The following is a 14,118-nucleotide window of genomic DNA, read 5'->3' as shown; positions in this document are numbered from 1 at the left end:
GGTGCTCCGCCCTTTTTCTTTCTGATTGCAAGAGAGCCTGCCATGGCCAAAAAAGTCTTCATCAAAACCTTCGGCTGCCAGATGAACGAGTACGACTCGGACAAGATGGCCGACGTGCTCCACGCTGCCCAGGGCTACGAGCCCACGCAGAACGTGGACGAAGCCGACCTCATCCTCTTCAACACCTGCTCGGTGCGCGAAAAGGCGCAAGAGAAAGTCTTCAGCGACCTGGGCCGCATCAAGCACCTGAAGGCACGCGGCGTGAAGATTGGCGTGGGTGGCTGCGTGGCCAGCCAGGAAGGCGCCGAGATCATCAAGCGCGCCCCCTATGTGGACGTGGTGTTTGGACCCCAAACCCTGCACCGCCTGCCCGAGATGCTGAACCAGCGCGAGCGCCTGGACAAGCCGCAGGTGGACATCAGCTTTCCTGAGATCGAGAAGTTCGACCACCTGCCGCCCGCGCGCGTGGAGGGCGCCTCGGCCTTTGTGTCGATCATGGAAGGCTGCAGCAAATACTGCAGCTACTGCGTGGTTCCGTACACCCGGGGCGAAGAGGTGAGCCGCCCGTTTGACGACGTGCTGGTGGAAGTGGCAGGGCTGGCCGACCAGGGCGTGAAGGAAATCACCCTGCTGGGCCAGAACGTGAACGCCTATCTGGGCAAGATGGGTGGCACGGCCGAGATTGCCGACTTTGCCCTGCTGCTCGAATATGTGTCCGACATCCCGGGCATCGAGCGCATCCGCTACACCACCAGCCACCCCAATGAGTTCACCCCTCGGCTGATCGAGGCCTATGCCAAGCTGCCCAAGCTGGCCAGCCACTTGCACCTGCCCGTGCAGCACGGCAGCGACCGCATCCTGATGGCCATGAAGCGCGGCTACACCGCCATGGAATACAAGAGCACGGTGCGCAAGCTGCGCGCCATCCGCCCCGACCTGGCCATGAGCAGCGACTTCATCGTGGGCTTCCCCGGTGAGACCGAAGACGACTTCAACAAGATGATGAAGTTGATTGACGACATCCACTTTGACAACAGCTTCAGCTTCATCTTCAGCCCCCGCCCCGGCACCCCAGCGGCAGGCCTGCACGACGACACGCCGCACGACGTAAAGCTGCGCCGCCTGCAGCACCTGCAAGGCGTCATCAACGCCAACATCAAGTCCATTAGCGAGAGCCGCGTGGGCACGGTGCAGCGCATCCTGGTGGAAGGCGCTTCCAAGCGCGATACCACCGAGCTGATGGGCCGTACCGAATGCAACCGCGTGGTGAACTTTGTGGGTCAGTCACGCCTGGTAGGCCAGATGGTGGATGTCACCATCACCGAAGCCAAGGCCTACACGCTGCGCGGCGAAGTGCTCACCCGCGAGGCGGCAGTCGCAGCCTGACGCGCACCCGGCGCCCTTGGCAATGACGGCAGACACCCCGCCAAGCGCGGATCTTCGCAAGGCCGACGGCCCGCTGCACGGCCTCTCGTTCCAGCAGCTTTTGCTGCTGGCCTTCCTGCTCATAGCGGGACTGCTGGGGGTGAGCTCGTTGCGGGCGCTGTACACCCTGGAGCAGCTCATGGTGCAAAGCCGGCTTGGTGCCGCCGAGGCCACCACGCTGAGCACAGCGGCCCAGGCATTGAACCAGCGCGGGCAGGCCCTGGAACGCGCGGCACGCCAGTCCCTGGTGCTGCGGGATGCGCCGCTGCGGCGCAGCTTCAACGAAATGTCCGTAGAGGCACAAGCCGTTCTCGACCAGTTGCACCAGGGCGGCCTTCCCGAAGACCAGGCCAGCCAGTGGCGTGCGCATCTTGACGCCGTGAAGGCACTGCTGGATGCACCGCCGGAACGGGCCCTGGAAAACGAGCAACGGGTAGCGGAAGAATTTGTCACGCTTGAAGCGCTGCATACCGCCATCGTGCAATCGGTCCAGGAGATCAATGCACAACGTAACCGCGCGCTGCAGGACCGGGTGGAAGCGAGCCGCCGCAACGTGACGCACCAGGTGGTAGGGGTGATCGTCCTGGCACTCGTCCTGGCCCTGGCGCTGGGCATCTGGCTTGCCCGTCCTTTCAAGCGGCTGGAAGGCACGATCCGGCGTTTGGGCGAGAACCAGCTTGAAGCGCCCGTGGTGATCTCCGGCCCCGACGACGTACGCCGCGTGGGGCAGCAGCTGGAATGGCTGCGCCTGAGGCTGCTGGAACTTGATTCGGACAAGGCCCGCTTCCTGCGCCATGTCTCGCACGAACTCAAGACGCCGCTGGCCGCGATGCGCGAGGGCGTGGCGCTGCTGCAGGACGGTGTGACCGGTGAACTCAATGCCGACCAGCGCGAAGTTACACAGATCCTTCACCACAACACATTGGTTTTGCAAGGTGAGATTGAAGCCTTGCTGCGCTTTAATGCTGCAGCCTTCGAGGCACGCCAGCTGCAGCGGCGCGACACCGATCTGCTCGCGCTGCTGGAAGCCCAGGTGGAAGCCCAGCGGCTGCAATGGCAAGCCCGGGGCCTGCGGGTGCTGGTGGAAGGATCCGCCATCTCTCTGCCCATTGACGCCGACAAAATCGCCTCGGCAATCAGCAACCTGCTGTCCAACGCCATTCGTTTTTCGCCCAAAGGGGGAACGGTGCGGCTGTCCCTCTCGCGCCATGCGGGCTGCGTGCGCGTGGACGTTTCGGACCAGGGCCCCGGTGTGGCCCAGGCAGACCGTGACCGCGTGTTCGAACCTTTTTACCGTGGCATCCGCCAGCCGGACGACGCAGTGCGCGGCACCGGCATCGGGCTTTCCATCGTCCAAGAGTACATCGTCGCCCACGGCGGCCAGGTGCGGTTGGTGGAAGATGGCGTCCACACCTTTTTTCGCATGGAACTACCGCATGCTGCCTAGTTGTCTTCCCGTCCACCCCACCAACATGCGCGCCCTCGACTTTCCGGTATGGGTGATGTTGCTGGCTGCAGCCATCACGTTGGCCGGATGCAATGCGACGGCGCCCCAAGCGGTAGCGGCACCTGTTCCGCCCATGACCGCCCCCACGCCAACCCCGGTGGCTACGGAATCCCCCAGCCCCAACCCAGCCGCCGCCACCAGCGCTCCTTCGGATGCCACCCCGGTCCTGCAGGTGCTGGCTCAAACGGACCGTACCCTGCGCATGGCCCCTGCAGAGCTGGCCAAAGAGATTGCCCGCCTGGGCGAGGCGGAAGATGCCTCGGTGGAGACTCCCCTCCTTCTGGCCGCAGCTTTGGCCCAGACGCGCCAGCCCGTCGATACGGCCCGTGCCCTGGGCCTGGTGCAGCGTGTGATGAGCAACACCACGGCAGCGGCGCAAGCCCTCCACCCCCTGGCGCGGCTGATGGAGTCGCGGCTTCTGCAGCAACGCAGACTGGAAGACCAGCTGGAGCGGCAGGGCCAGCAACTGCGCGAGGCGCAGCGCCGCAACGACCAGCTCAACGAACGGCTGGAGGCCGTGCGCGCCATCGAACGCAGCCTGACCACGCGCCCGGCCCCGCTTCCTGCCGCCCCCGCCTCGCCCCCGGGCAGCAGCCCCCAGCGCCCCACGCCCTGATCGCTCAGGAAGGTGTCAAAGGAAACCGCCATGGCAGCTGCCCCCACCCCATCCCGCACAACGCCCCGCGCCCGCGTCCTTGTGGTGGACGACGATGCCGACATGCTGCGACTGCTGTCGCTGCGCTTGCAGGCCGCCGGATACGACGTGATCGCCGTGGGCTCGGCCGAGGCGGCCTTAGCGCAGCTGGACATGACACGCCCACAGCTCGTGCTGAGCGATGTGCGCCTACCTGGGCGTGATGGCCTCGCGCTGTTCGACGAAGTGCGTGCGCGACACCCTTCGCTGCCGGTGATCCTGCTCACTGCCCACGGCACCATTCCCGACGCGGTGGAAGCCACTTCGCGCGGGGTGTTCACCTACCTCACCAAGCCCTACGACGGCAAGGAACTGCTGGAAAAGATTGCCCAGGCACTGGCCCTGAGCGCCCCAGCTGTCACACATGCCCACGCCCATGAAGCATGGCGTGCCGACATCGTGAGCCGTTCCAACCGCATGACCGACCTGCTGGCCGAGGCCTACATGGTGGCCCAGTCGGACGCCAGTGTGCTGCTGCTGGGCGATAGCGGCTCGGGCAAGGAGCTGCTGGCCCAGGCCATCCACCGCGCCAGCCCGCGCGCGCGCCACCCCTTTGTGGCGGTCAACTGCGGCGCTATCCCCGAGGCCCTGCTCGAATCCGAACTGTTCGGCCACGTCAAAGGGGCCTTTACCGACGCAGTGAGCAACCACAAGGGGCTGTTCCAGGCGGCGGAAGGCGGCACCTTGTTGCTCGACGAGATTGGCGACATGCCGCCCGCCCTGCAGGTGAAGCTGCTGCGGGTGCTGCAAGAGCGCGCGGTGCGCCCCGTGGGTGCCAGCCAGTCGATTCCCATCGACGTGCGCATCATCTCGGCCACGCACCGCGACCTGGAATCCGCCATGGCCACGGCCCAGTTCCGCGAAGACCTGTACTACCGGCTCAATGTGGTCACGCTGGCGCTGCCCACCCTGGGAGACCGGCGCGAAGACATCGCGTTGCTGGCCAATCACTTCCTCGACAAGCTGGCGCGCAAGTACGACAAGCGCCTGTCAGGCTTTGCACCCGAGGCGCTCAAGGCACTGACCCTGGCCGCCTGGCCTGGCAACGTGCGCCAGCTCTACAACGTCGTCGAACAGGTGTGTGCCCTGTCAACCACGCCCCTGGTGCCCCTGACGCTGGTGCAGCGCGCGCTGCGCACGCCATCTACCCAGGTGCTGAGCTTTGCCGAGGCCCGGCAAAGGTTTGAGCGCGAGTACCTGGTGGGCCTGCTCAAGATGACGGATGGCAATGTAGCCGACGCGGCGCGCCTGGCACAGCGCAACCGCACAGAGTTCTACCGACTGCTGCAAAAGCACGCATTGACCCCCGGGAACTTCAAGAACGACGCAATGGACAATGAAGACGTCGCTGATGAGCGACACGACTAGGTCGTTGATTTGATTCAGTTTTTCTCTTGCACCCCGCCCCGCTGTCGCCATTCGGCGACAAAAACACTGGATTTCCCCCCTAATCCACGGGTCGCACAACTGCTTACATGCAATTGATGACTTAAACCATTGATTTAAAACAGTTTTTTGAAGCTGGCACAGGGTTTGCCCTAGTCTCAGCATGCAAGCTGTTTTTTCTCACTGTTCACGCTTCACCGGCCGCCTCCCACAGGCCGCGATAGCGCTGGCCGCCACCCTGTTGGCAGGCGCCGCACAGGCCCAGAGCTTCGATTTCGACAGCGTCACCCGCATCGCCCGGGAACGGGCGGAGAAGCCCTATCGCGCATCCAGCGACAAGCTCCCCGCCGACCTCGCCAAACTTAACTACGACCAGGTGCGCGACATCCGCTGGCGCCCCGACCGTGCCCTGTGGCGCGCCGAAAAGCTGCCGTTCGAGGCCATGTTCTTCCACCTGGGCCTGTACCAGAAGGAGCCGGTGCTGATCAACGAGGTGACGCCGCAGGGCGCGCGCCACATCGGCTACAGCCGCGCGGACTTCGACTACGGCAAGAACCAGGTGCGGCCTGAGGCCTGGGGCGACCTCGGCTTTGCGGGCTTTCGCCTGCACAACCACCTCAACTCCAGCGCCTACAAGGATGAGCTGGTGGTCTTCCAGGGCGCCAGCTACTTCCGCGCACTGGGCAAGGGTCAGCAATACGGCCTGTCAGCGCGCGGGCTGGCCATCGACACCGTGGGTGGCAGTGGCGAAGAGTTCCCACGCTTCACGGAGTTCTGGCTGGTGCGGCCGGATCCCTTGTCCACGCAGGTCACCGTGTATGCGCTGCTGGATTCGCCCCGTGCCACCGGCGCCTACCGCTTCGACATCCAGCCGGGCACGCAGACCACCACCACCGTGCGCAGCCGCATTTTTGTGCGGCCCACCACGGGCAGCAAGCCCATCGCCACGCTGGGCATTGCGCCGTTGACCAGCATGTTTTTCTTTGGCGAGAACCAGCCCCGCAAAGAAGACTTCCGGCCCGAGGTCCATGACTCCGACGGGCTGATGATTGCCACGGGCGAAGGCGAATGGCTCTGGCGTCCGCTGCAAAACCCCAAGCAGACGCTGGTCACATCGTTTGCCACCAAAAATCCCAAAGGCTTTGGCCTGATGCAGCGCGACCGCCAATGGTCGAACTATGAGGACGTGGAAGCCCGCTATGAGCGCCGCCCAAGTGCCTGGGTGCGCCCCCTGCACGACTGGGGCGCTGGCCGCGTCGAACTGGTGCAGCTCAACACCCCCGACGAAACGCACGACAACATCGTGGCGTATTGGGTACCCGCCCAGATGCCCGCCCCCGGCCAGCCCCTGGAATTTGCCTACGAGCTGAGCTGGCAAGGCGATGAACAGCAGCGGCCGCCCGGGGCCTGGGCCACGCAATCGCGCCGGGGCGTGGGCTACACCAAAGAGACCGCTGCCGCCTTGCGCCAGCAGGCGCAGTACGTGGTCGATTTCGACGGCCCCGCCCTCAAGGCTTTGCCCGCTGACGCCACCGTGAAAGCCGTGGTGACCAGCGATGCCAACGGCAAGGTGCTGGAAAACATCGTCTACCGCAATCCCGCCACCGAGCAGTGGCGCATGACCGTTCGCGTACAGCGCCAAAAGGCCGATCGACCGATCGAGCTGCGCGCTTTTCTTCAACACGACAACAACGCTGTGAGTGAAACATGGACGCACATCATTCTTCCCGAGTAAGCCCCCCGGTGCCCCATCACCCCCAACGCAGCACGCTGCGCGAGGAACGGCATCCCAATGCCGTCACCGCGCCGCCCGTCCACCGGGGTTCCATGGCACCCGTGCCCTGGCGCGGCTTCTGGAACAGCATGGGCACAGCCCTGCTTCTCAAGCTGACCGGTCGCACCGAAACCAGCCCTCCCGCATCGCCCGAAAACCGGCCAGCCCAGGAATGGGAGGGTGCTGCGCAGCGCCGCCGCTGGACCTTTGCGGTGCTGACGGTGCTGACCACGGCCCTGGCGAGTTTCCTGTTTGCCGGCGTGCAGCCTGAGTATGAGAACCCGTGGCTGGGCTATGGGCAGATCGCGCTGTTTGCCCTGCTGTCGGCCTGGGTGGTCACCGGCTTTCTCACCGGCTTGATGGGCTTTTGGGTCATGCTGCGCGGCGACAGGCATGCGCTGTCCGTGCGCAGTGTGGTGGAGCATGAACTGGCACCCGACGCGCGCACGGCCATCATCATGCCGATCTGCAACGAGGACGTGGCCACCGTGTTTGCGGGGTTGCGGGCAACGTGCGAGTCGGTGGCATCGACCGGCCACGGGGCCACCTTCGACGTGTTTGTGCTGTCCGACAGCTATGACCCAGCCATCGCCCAGGCTGAACGCGCCGCCTGGGAGGAACTGCGCAGCGCCCTGGCGCAGCACAGCCAGCAACCCCAGGTGCAGGTGTACTACCGCCTGCGCGCCCGCCGCACGCACCGCAAGGCCGGCAATGTGGCCGACTTCTGCCGCCGCTGGGGCAAGGACTACCGCTACATGGTGGTGCTGGACGCCGACAGCGTGATGAGCGGTGACTGCATCGTCTCGATGGCCAAGCTCATGGAAGCCAACCCCACGGCGGGCATCATCCAGACGGCAACCCAGGCCATCGGCCACGTCACGCTGCACGCCCGCGCGCAGCAGTTCGCCTCACGCGTCACCGGTCGCCTGTTTACGCTGGGCATGCAGTACTGGCAGCTGGGTGAATCCCACTACTGGGGCCACAACGCGATCATTCGCGTGGCACCCTTCATGGAACACTGCGCCCTCGCGCCCATCAAGGGCAATGGTGGCCTGGCGGGCGGCATCATGTCGCACGACTTTGTCGAAGCCGCGCTGATGCGCCGCGCTGGCTACCACGTGTGGCTGGTGTCGGACCTGATTGGCAGCTATGAACAGCAGCCCCCCGACCTGCTGGCCGAACTGCAGCGCGACCGCCGCTGGTGCCAGGGCAACCTGCAAAACGCACGCTTGATGGCCGAGCCCGGCATCCACGCGGTGCACCGCTCGATGTTCATCACGGGCGCCATGGCCTACCTGTCGGCGCCACTGTGGCTCGCCTTCCTGACACTGGGCACGGCGCTGTGGCTGTCGGGCGCCAAGCTCGTGGCCGACTGGCACATCCTGCCGACCGAATTGCTGTCGCTGTGGGCCTGGACGCTGTGCATGCTGTTCCTGCCCCGCATCCTGGGTGTGGCCGCCGTGTTCATGCGCCGCGAGCAAAAGGAATACGGCGGTGCCGTCAGCCTGCTCAAGAGCGCCGCGCTGGAGAGTGTGCTGGCCATCCTGCAGGCCCCCATCCGCATGCTGGCGCATTCGCTGTTCGTGCTGATTGCGCTCACCGGCCTGAAGCTGGAATGGAAGTCGCCCCCGCGCGAAGCCCATGCCGTGCCCTGGCGCCACGCCGTGCGCCAGCTGGCACCCATGAGCCTGGTGATTGCCCTGCTGGCAGTCGGTGTCGCCGTGATCGATAGCAGCGCCCTGCTGTGGCTCATGCCTGTGGGCCTGCCCCTGGCGCTGGCAATACCGCTGGCCGTGTTCACCAGCCAGATCGCGTTGGGCAAGGCCATGCGCGCACAACGCCTGTTGCTGATCCCCGAGGAGTCCTGGTCACCGCCGGTGCTGCGCCGAGCCTGGCTGCATGCAAGCCGGCTGGCACGGCCAGCGCCGCTGGCAGCGTTGTAGGCATGTGACAATTGCGCCACAAGCCACAAGCCGGTGCATGCACCGGCTTTTTTGCGATTGCCACATTATTTATAGCAATAAAATGTTTACCAACAAGCGCTAGCGCCGAAAATCAGCAAATTCCCCAGCAGCAGGGTGGCGCCCCCCGCTGTTGGGGCACCGTTACGATACGCATCCCTTCCAACCGGCCCCTGTGCGTGAAACCGATTCATCGCGGTTTCTGCGGTGTGCAGCCCTGTCATCGATGCAATCGTCTCTGTTTTTAACTGTCGCCCGCCGGCGGCTGTGCCATGCCAGCGCACTCGCACTGGCCCTTGTCATCACTGGCTGCGCCGTGCCCACGGCACAGGCTCCTGTGGCAGCACCGGCCCCGGTCGTTGCACCAGCGCCACCGACTCCACCACCCGAGCCCCCTGGGCGCATCATTTTTGCGGGATTTGCGATGCATTCGCAATCCAAGGTTTTCCGCAACGACGTGCTTCTGGCCGAAAAGCTGGTCAAAGACATCGATCCGAATGCGCTGATGCTCAAGCTGGCCAACCCGGCACGCGATCAGAGCGCCGACTGGCCGCAGGCCACTCCCGAGAACTTCGCGCTGGTGATGTCCAAAATGGCCGAAGTGGCGCGCCCGCGAGACCGCGTTCTGCTGCTCATTTCGACCCACAGCAACCCCGGTCTGCTCAACATCAACGCGGGCGGCAAACACCTGCCGCCGCTCACCCCCCAAATCCTTAGCAATGCGCTGGCCCCGCTCAACGATGTGCCAACGCTGGTGGTGCTTTCCGCCTGCTACAGCGGCGCGTTCATCGAGCCCCTGAAAGCTCCGAACCGCGTGCTGCTCACTGCCACGGACGCCCGCCGCACCACTTTCAATTGCCAGTACAAAGGCGACCACACACCGTTTGCCGAAGCGCTGTTTGGCCAGGCGGGCGCAGAAAACCGTTCTGTGACCGACTGGATGGGCGAGGCGCAGAAATCCATCGCAGCGCAGGAAAGGCGCCGCAAGGTCCCCGCATCCCAGCCGCGCATCTTTGTCGGTGACGAGGCCAAGGCCTGGGCGAATCAACCTCTCAAGAACTGGTTGCAAGCACCGAAAGCGCCATAAGCCGGCCGCCACAAGCCCGTCTCCCCCGAATGCAAAAAACCCGGAAGAAGCCGCGCCTCTTCAGGGTTTTTGCATTTCAGCGCCGGGGGCTCAGAAAGGCATCTTGGGCATGCCGCCCCCGCCCATACCCTTCATCCCGCCCATCTTCTTCATCATCTTCATCAGGCCGCCGCCCTTCATCTTCTTCATCATGCCCTGCATCTGCTCAAACTCCTTGAGCAAGCGGTTGACCTCTTGCACCTGCACACCCGCCCCGTTGGCGATGCGCTTCTTGCGCGTAGCCTTGATGAGTTCGGGCTTGCGGCGCTCCAGCGGCGTCATGCTCTGGATGATGCCCTCCTTGCGTTTGATGTCCTTCTCGGCCTTGTCCATGTCCAGTGCGCCTGCCTTGGCAGTCAACTGAGACGGCAGCTTGTCCATCAGGCTGGAGAGCCCGCCCATCTGCTTCATCTGCTGGATCTGCGACAGGAAGTCGTTCAGATCGAACCCGTCGCCACTCTTGACCTTGGCCGCCAGCTTTTGCGCGGCCTCCATGTCCACCCCGGCGGTGACCTGCTCCACCAGGGCCACGATGTCGCCCATGCCCAGAATGCGGCCCGCGTGGCGCTCGGCATCGAACACCTCCAGGCCATCGAGCTTTTCAGACACACCCGCAAACTTGATGGGCGCGCCCGTGATCTGGCGCACGGACAGCGCAGCGCCGCCGCGCGAATCGCCGTCGAGCTTGGTGAGCACGATGCCAGTGAGCGGCAGCGCTTCCTTGAAGGCCTTGGCCGTGTTGATCGCGTCCTGGCCCTGCATGGCATCAACCACGAACAAGGTTTCGACCGGGTTCAGCGCGGCGTGCAGGTCCTTGATTTCCTTCATCAAGGCTTCATCGATGGCCAGGCGACCCGCCGTATCGACCAGCAGCACGTCAAAGTAGTGCTTCTTGGCGTAGTCCAGTGCGGCGTGGGCGATGTCGAGCGGCTTCTGGTCGGGCGTGCTGGGAAACCATTCGGCACCGGCCTGCTTGGTCACCGTCTTGAGCTGCTCGATAGCGGCCGGGCGGTACACGTCGCCCGACACGGTCAGCACCTTCTTCTTGCGCTTTTCGATCAGGTGCTTGGCCAGCTTGGCCGTGGTGGTGGTCTTGCCCGCGCCTTGCAGACCCGCCATCAGGATCACGGCGGGCGGCTGGGCGGCCAGGTTGATGTCAGCCACGCCTTCGCCCATGGTGGCGGCCAGTTCACGATTGACGATGCTGACCAGCGTCTGCCCCGGCTTGAGCGAACCCAGCACTTCCTGGCCCAGGGCCTTCTCTTTGACACGGGCGATGAAATCGCGCACCACCGGCAGGGCCACATCGGCTTCGAGCAGGGCCATGCGCACCTCGCGCAGCATGTCCTGCACATTGGTTTCGGTGATGCGGGCCTGGCCACGCATCTCCTTGACGAGGCGCGTGAGTTTGTCGGTAAGGGCGGAGGCCATAGGGGAGATGTCCGGTGTTGCCTGCGCGCCAGGGTGCTGGCGGTGGGGCGAAAGGCTAAACTGCGATCCATGATTTTACCCAGTGCTTCCCCTGCCAGCTGGCTCCTGGCCCTGGCCGCTGCCGTGGCATACGCCGTTCCGGCTGCCGCATCCTCGCGGCTGGGCGCTACAGCGGCGCGCAATGCACTGCTGGTGGCCTGGTTGCTGCATGGCGCCGTGCTGGTATGGGGCCTGTGGGGCGATTCCCCCCGATTTGGTTTTGCACCCGCCTTGTCGATGACCGCCTGGCTGGTGCTGACGGTGTACGCGGTAGAGCGGCAGCTGTTTCCGCAGATGCAGTCACGCTGGATACTGGCAGCGCTGGGGGCGGTTGCCATTGTGCTGGCGATGCTCTTTCCGGGCCAGCCGCTGCATGTGACCGCTTCCGCCTGGCTGCCGCTGCACTTGGCGCTGGGCATTGCCTGCTATGGCTTGTTTGCCGCCGCCGTGGTGCACGCCTGGCTGATGACACGGGCAGAGCAACGCATCCGGCAGGCCGAAGACCCCCACAGCGGCATCCCCCTGCTCACGCTGGAGCGCCTGACCTTCCGGTTTGTGACGGCGGGCTTCATCCTGCTGACTGCCACGCTGCTGGCTGGCTGGCTGTTTGGTGACACGCTGTACGGCAGGGCCTGGCGGTGGGACCACAAGGCCGTGTTCTCGCTGCTGTCCTGGATCACGTTTGCCACGTTGCTGGTGGGCCGAGCACGCTTCGGGTGGCGGGGACGCAATGCCGTGCGCGTGCTCTACGCCGGATCAGCGCTGCTGTTGCTGGCCTATGTGGGCTCCCGCTTTGTCATGGAAGTCGTCCTGGGCCGCAGCGCATGAAATACCTGGTCTTGCTGGTGGTTCTGGCCATCGCCATCGGTATCTGGCGCAGCCGACGCGCGCCAGATGCAAACGCTTCCAAAACGCCTGCACCTCCGCTGACCCTCCCGCAGAATATGCTGGCCTGCGCCCACTGCGGCGTTCACATTCCGCAGGCAGATGCACTGATGGTGGGCGAACAAGCCTACTGCTGCACAGAACACCGGCGCCTGGGCCCGGTCTGAAACCGACCATGCCACCGCTGTCCGCAAGCACCTTTGCGTCCACCATGGATGCGCCATTTGTGCGCCTGTGGCGCGGTTTTCTGACAGGCCGCGTCATGGTCGCACTGGCCCTGCTGGTACTGCAAGGGGCCGGGCAGGCCATCAACCAGACCACCGAACCCGCCGTGCTGGCAGTGTGTGTGGCCTATCTGGTGGCCGCCGTCATGCTGCGCGTGCTCGGCAGGCACAGACCGCCTTCACCCAAGACCGGCCCCCAGTGGCTCCCCTCCATTGGTGTTGACCTTGCAGCGATTGTCGCCCTGCAACTGCTGAACGCGGGCACCATGAACTACACCCCCCTGTTTGGCTTGCCCATCCTGATGGCAGCCGTGCTGGGAACGCTGACCTTGGCACTGGGCACCACAGCAGGCGTCACGCTGCTGCTGCTGGGCTGGGCCTGGTGGCTCGGCTCGGGCACTGCGGGCGACGACGCACCGCGCTACCTGCAAAGCGCGCTGACTGGCACAGGCTATTTCATCGTGAGCTATCTTGTGCACCAACTGGCAACACGCCTGGCGCGCGAGCAGGAAGTGGCGCAGCAAAGCCAGGTTGCTGCCCGCGTGCAGACGCAGGTCAGCGCACTGGTCATCCAGAACCTGACCGATGGGGTGTTGGTCGTGGACGAAAGCGATGTTGTGCGCATTGCAAACCCCGCAGGGCTGCAGTTGCTCGGGGGCACCTCGCTGCCCGAGCTGCCATTCATCCTGGCATCCGAGACACCCTGGAATCCGCTCGTGATCCTGGCTCGGCGCACCTTCCGCCAGGAACAGCCCCAGACCGCCGACGTAGACCTCCTGCACCCGGGACAAAGCCCCACCGGGTTGCATGTACGCACGTGGTTGACTTCGACGCGCGAGGCAGCGCGGCAGACGCAGACCGAGCGCCTGTGCGTGATGTTTCTGCACGACCTGCGCGAGATGGAAGCCCGCCTGCGCACGGAAAAGCTGGCGGCCATGGGCCGCATGTCCGCCGCCGTGGCCCATGAGATCCGCAACCCGCTGGCCGCCATCGTGCAGGCCAATGCCTTGCTCGAAGAAGACCTGCACGACCCGGCACACAAGCGCCTGGCCCACATGGTGCAGCAGAACGCCGACCGCCTCGCGCGCATTGCCGAGGAGGTACTGGATATCGCCCGCGTGCAGCACCAGATCAGCCATGCGCCCGCGTCCACCTTGCCCCTGGACGAAACGGTGTCGCAAATATGGAATGACTGGCAGGCCCAGGACCCCGTGCAGCGCCGGGCAGTAGTGATGCTGGAAGCGGGCAATCCGCAGGTGGAATTCGACACCGAACACCTGCGCCGCGTGCTCGTGAACCTGCTGGACAATGCCCTGCGCTATGTGGGACAGGAGCCTGACTCCCTCACGGTGACCACCCGCACCTTGCCCTCCGGCCAGACCAGCCTGCAAGTCTGGAGCGACGGTGCCCCCATGGACAAGTCCGTGGAGCGTCACCTGTTCGAACCGTTTTTTTCCTCCGAAAGCCGCTCCAGCGGCCTGGGCCTCTATATTTGCCGCGAGTTATGTCAGCGCCATGGAGCGTCCATCAGCTACCAGCGGCTGACCCGTACCACCTTGCGGGGCGAGGTAGGCGGCAACGCCTTTACCGTCGGCTTTCGCCGCACCACACGCCCTGCCGATGCTGCCACGCTGTTTGACACCATCGTGGTCTGAAACGCCCTGCC

General features: G+C 64.8%; 11 protein-coding genes. 10 read left to right on the top strand and 1 reads right to left on the bottom strand.

Features of this window, described 5'->3' with window-relative positions; translation table 11 throughout:
* Positions 1–42 precede the first annotated feature (42 nt).
* The 7 genes from miaB to ACQ4MJ_RS01285 all read left to right on the top strand — a co-directional run bounded on the left by miaB (position 43) and on the right by ACQ4MJ_RS01285 (position 9,834).
* A complete protein-coding gene (gene miaB / locus ACQ4MJ_RS01315) occupies positions 43–1,386 on the top strand; it encodes a tRNA (N6-isopentenyl adenosine(37)-C2)-methylthiotransferase MiaB (protein WP_306554604.1) in 1,344 nt (447 codons plus the stop codon).
* 22 nt (positions 1,387–1,408) lie between these two features.
* Positions 1,409–2,872: a sensor histidine kinase gene (locus ACQ4MJ_RS01310; protein WP_431150639.1), complete on the top strand. Its 1,464-nt coding sequence runs from the start codon at positions 1,409–1,411 to the stop codon at positions 2,870–2,872.
* Between the two features lie 25 nt (positions 2,873–2,897).
* Complete coding sequence (locus tag ACQ4MJ_RS01305) at positions 2,898–3,548, top strand: hypothetical protein (protein ID WP_431150641.1); 651 nt, start codon at positions 2,898–2,900, stop codon at positions 3,546–3,548.
* A gap of 30 nt (positions 3,549–3,578) precedes the next feature.
* Entirely contained in the window at positions 3,579–4,994 is a 1,416-nt protein-coding gene (locus ACQ4MJ_RS01300) for a sigma 54-interacting transcriptional regulator (RefSeq protein ID WP_431150643.1), read from the top strand.
* Positions 4,995–5,175: 181 nt separating this feature from the next.
* The gene (locus ACQ4MJ_RS01295) at positions 5,176–6,747 is read left to right on the top strand and encodes a glucan biosynthesis protein G (RefSeq protein WP_431150645.1); all 1,572 of its coding nucleotides are present in this window, start codon (positions 5,176–5,178) and stop codon (positions 6,745–6,747) included.
* Entirely contained in the window at positions 6,720–8,729 is a 2,010-nt protein-coding gene (mdoH, locus tag ACQ4MJ_RS01290) for a glucans biosynthesis glucosyltransferase MdoH (protein WP_431150647.1), read from the top strand. Before ACQ4MJ_RS01295 ends, mdoH begins: the two co-directional genes overlap by 28 nt.
* A gap of 244 nt (positions 8,730–8,973) precedes the next feature.
* Positions 8,974–9,834 (top strand): C13 family peptidase, encoded by an 861-nt coding sequence (locus ACQ4MJ_RS01285; RefSeq protein WP_431150650.1) that lies wholly within the window; start codon positions 8,974–8,976, stop codon positions 9,832–9,834.
* Positions 9,835–9,924: 90 nt separating this feature from the next.
* Here ACQ4MJ_RS01285 and ffh read toward each other — a convergent pair whose 3' ends face one another.
* Positions 9,925–11,304 carry a signal recognition particle protein gene (ffh, locus tag ACQ4MJ_RS01280; protein WP_121421114.1) on the bottom strand — a complete coding sequence of 460 codons (1,380 nt, stop codon included), beginning with the start codon at positions 11,302–11,304 and terminating at the stop codon, positions 9,925–9,927.
* 69 nt (positions 11,305–11,373) lie between these two features.
* Between ffh and ACQ4MJ_RS01275 the strand changes: the two genes are divergently transcribed.
* The 3 genes from ACQ4MJ_RS01275 to ACQ4MJ_RS01265 are packed head-to-tail and all read left to right on the top strand — an operon-like array spanning position 11,374 to position 14,107.
* Positions 11,374–12,171 carry a cytochrome C assembly family protein gene (locus tag ACQ4MJ_RS01275; protein WP_055395019.1) on the top strand — a complete coding sequence of 266 codons (798 nt, stop codon included), beginning with the start codon at positions 11,374–11,376 and terminating at the stop codon, positions 12,169–12,171.
* Complete coding sequence (locus ACQ4MJ_RS01270; RefSeq protein WP_431150654.1) at positions 12,168–12,395, top strand: PP0621 family protein; 228 nt, start codon at positions 12,168–12,170, stop codon at positions 12,393–12,395. Before ACQ4MJ_RS01275 ends, ACQ4MJ_RS01270 begins: the two co-directional genes overlap by 4 nt.
* Positions 12,396–12,403: 8 nt before the next feature.
* Positions 12,404–14,107 (top strand): two-component system sensor histidine kinase NtrB, encoded by a 1,704-nt coding sequence (locus tag ACQ4MJ_RS01265; RefSeq protein WP_431150657.1) that lies wholly within the window; start codon positions 12,404–12,406, stop codon positions 14,105–14,107.
* Positions 14,108–14,118 lie beyond the last annotated feature (11 nt).

Source organism: Acidovorax facilis (genome assembly GCF_050626955.1).
In the GTDB taxonomy this organism is placed as follows: Bacteria; Pseudomonadota; Gammaproteobacteria; order Burkholderiales; family Burkholderiaceae_C; genus Acidovorax; species Acidovorax facilis.
Note: the sequence above shows the minus strand (reverse complement) of the source record. Positions and strands in the feature narration are given on the sequence as shown.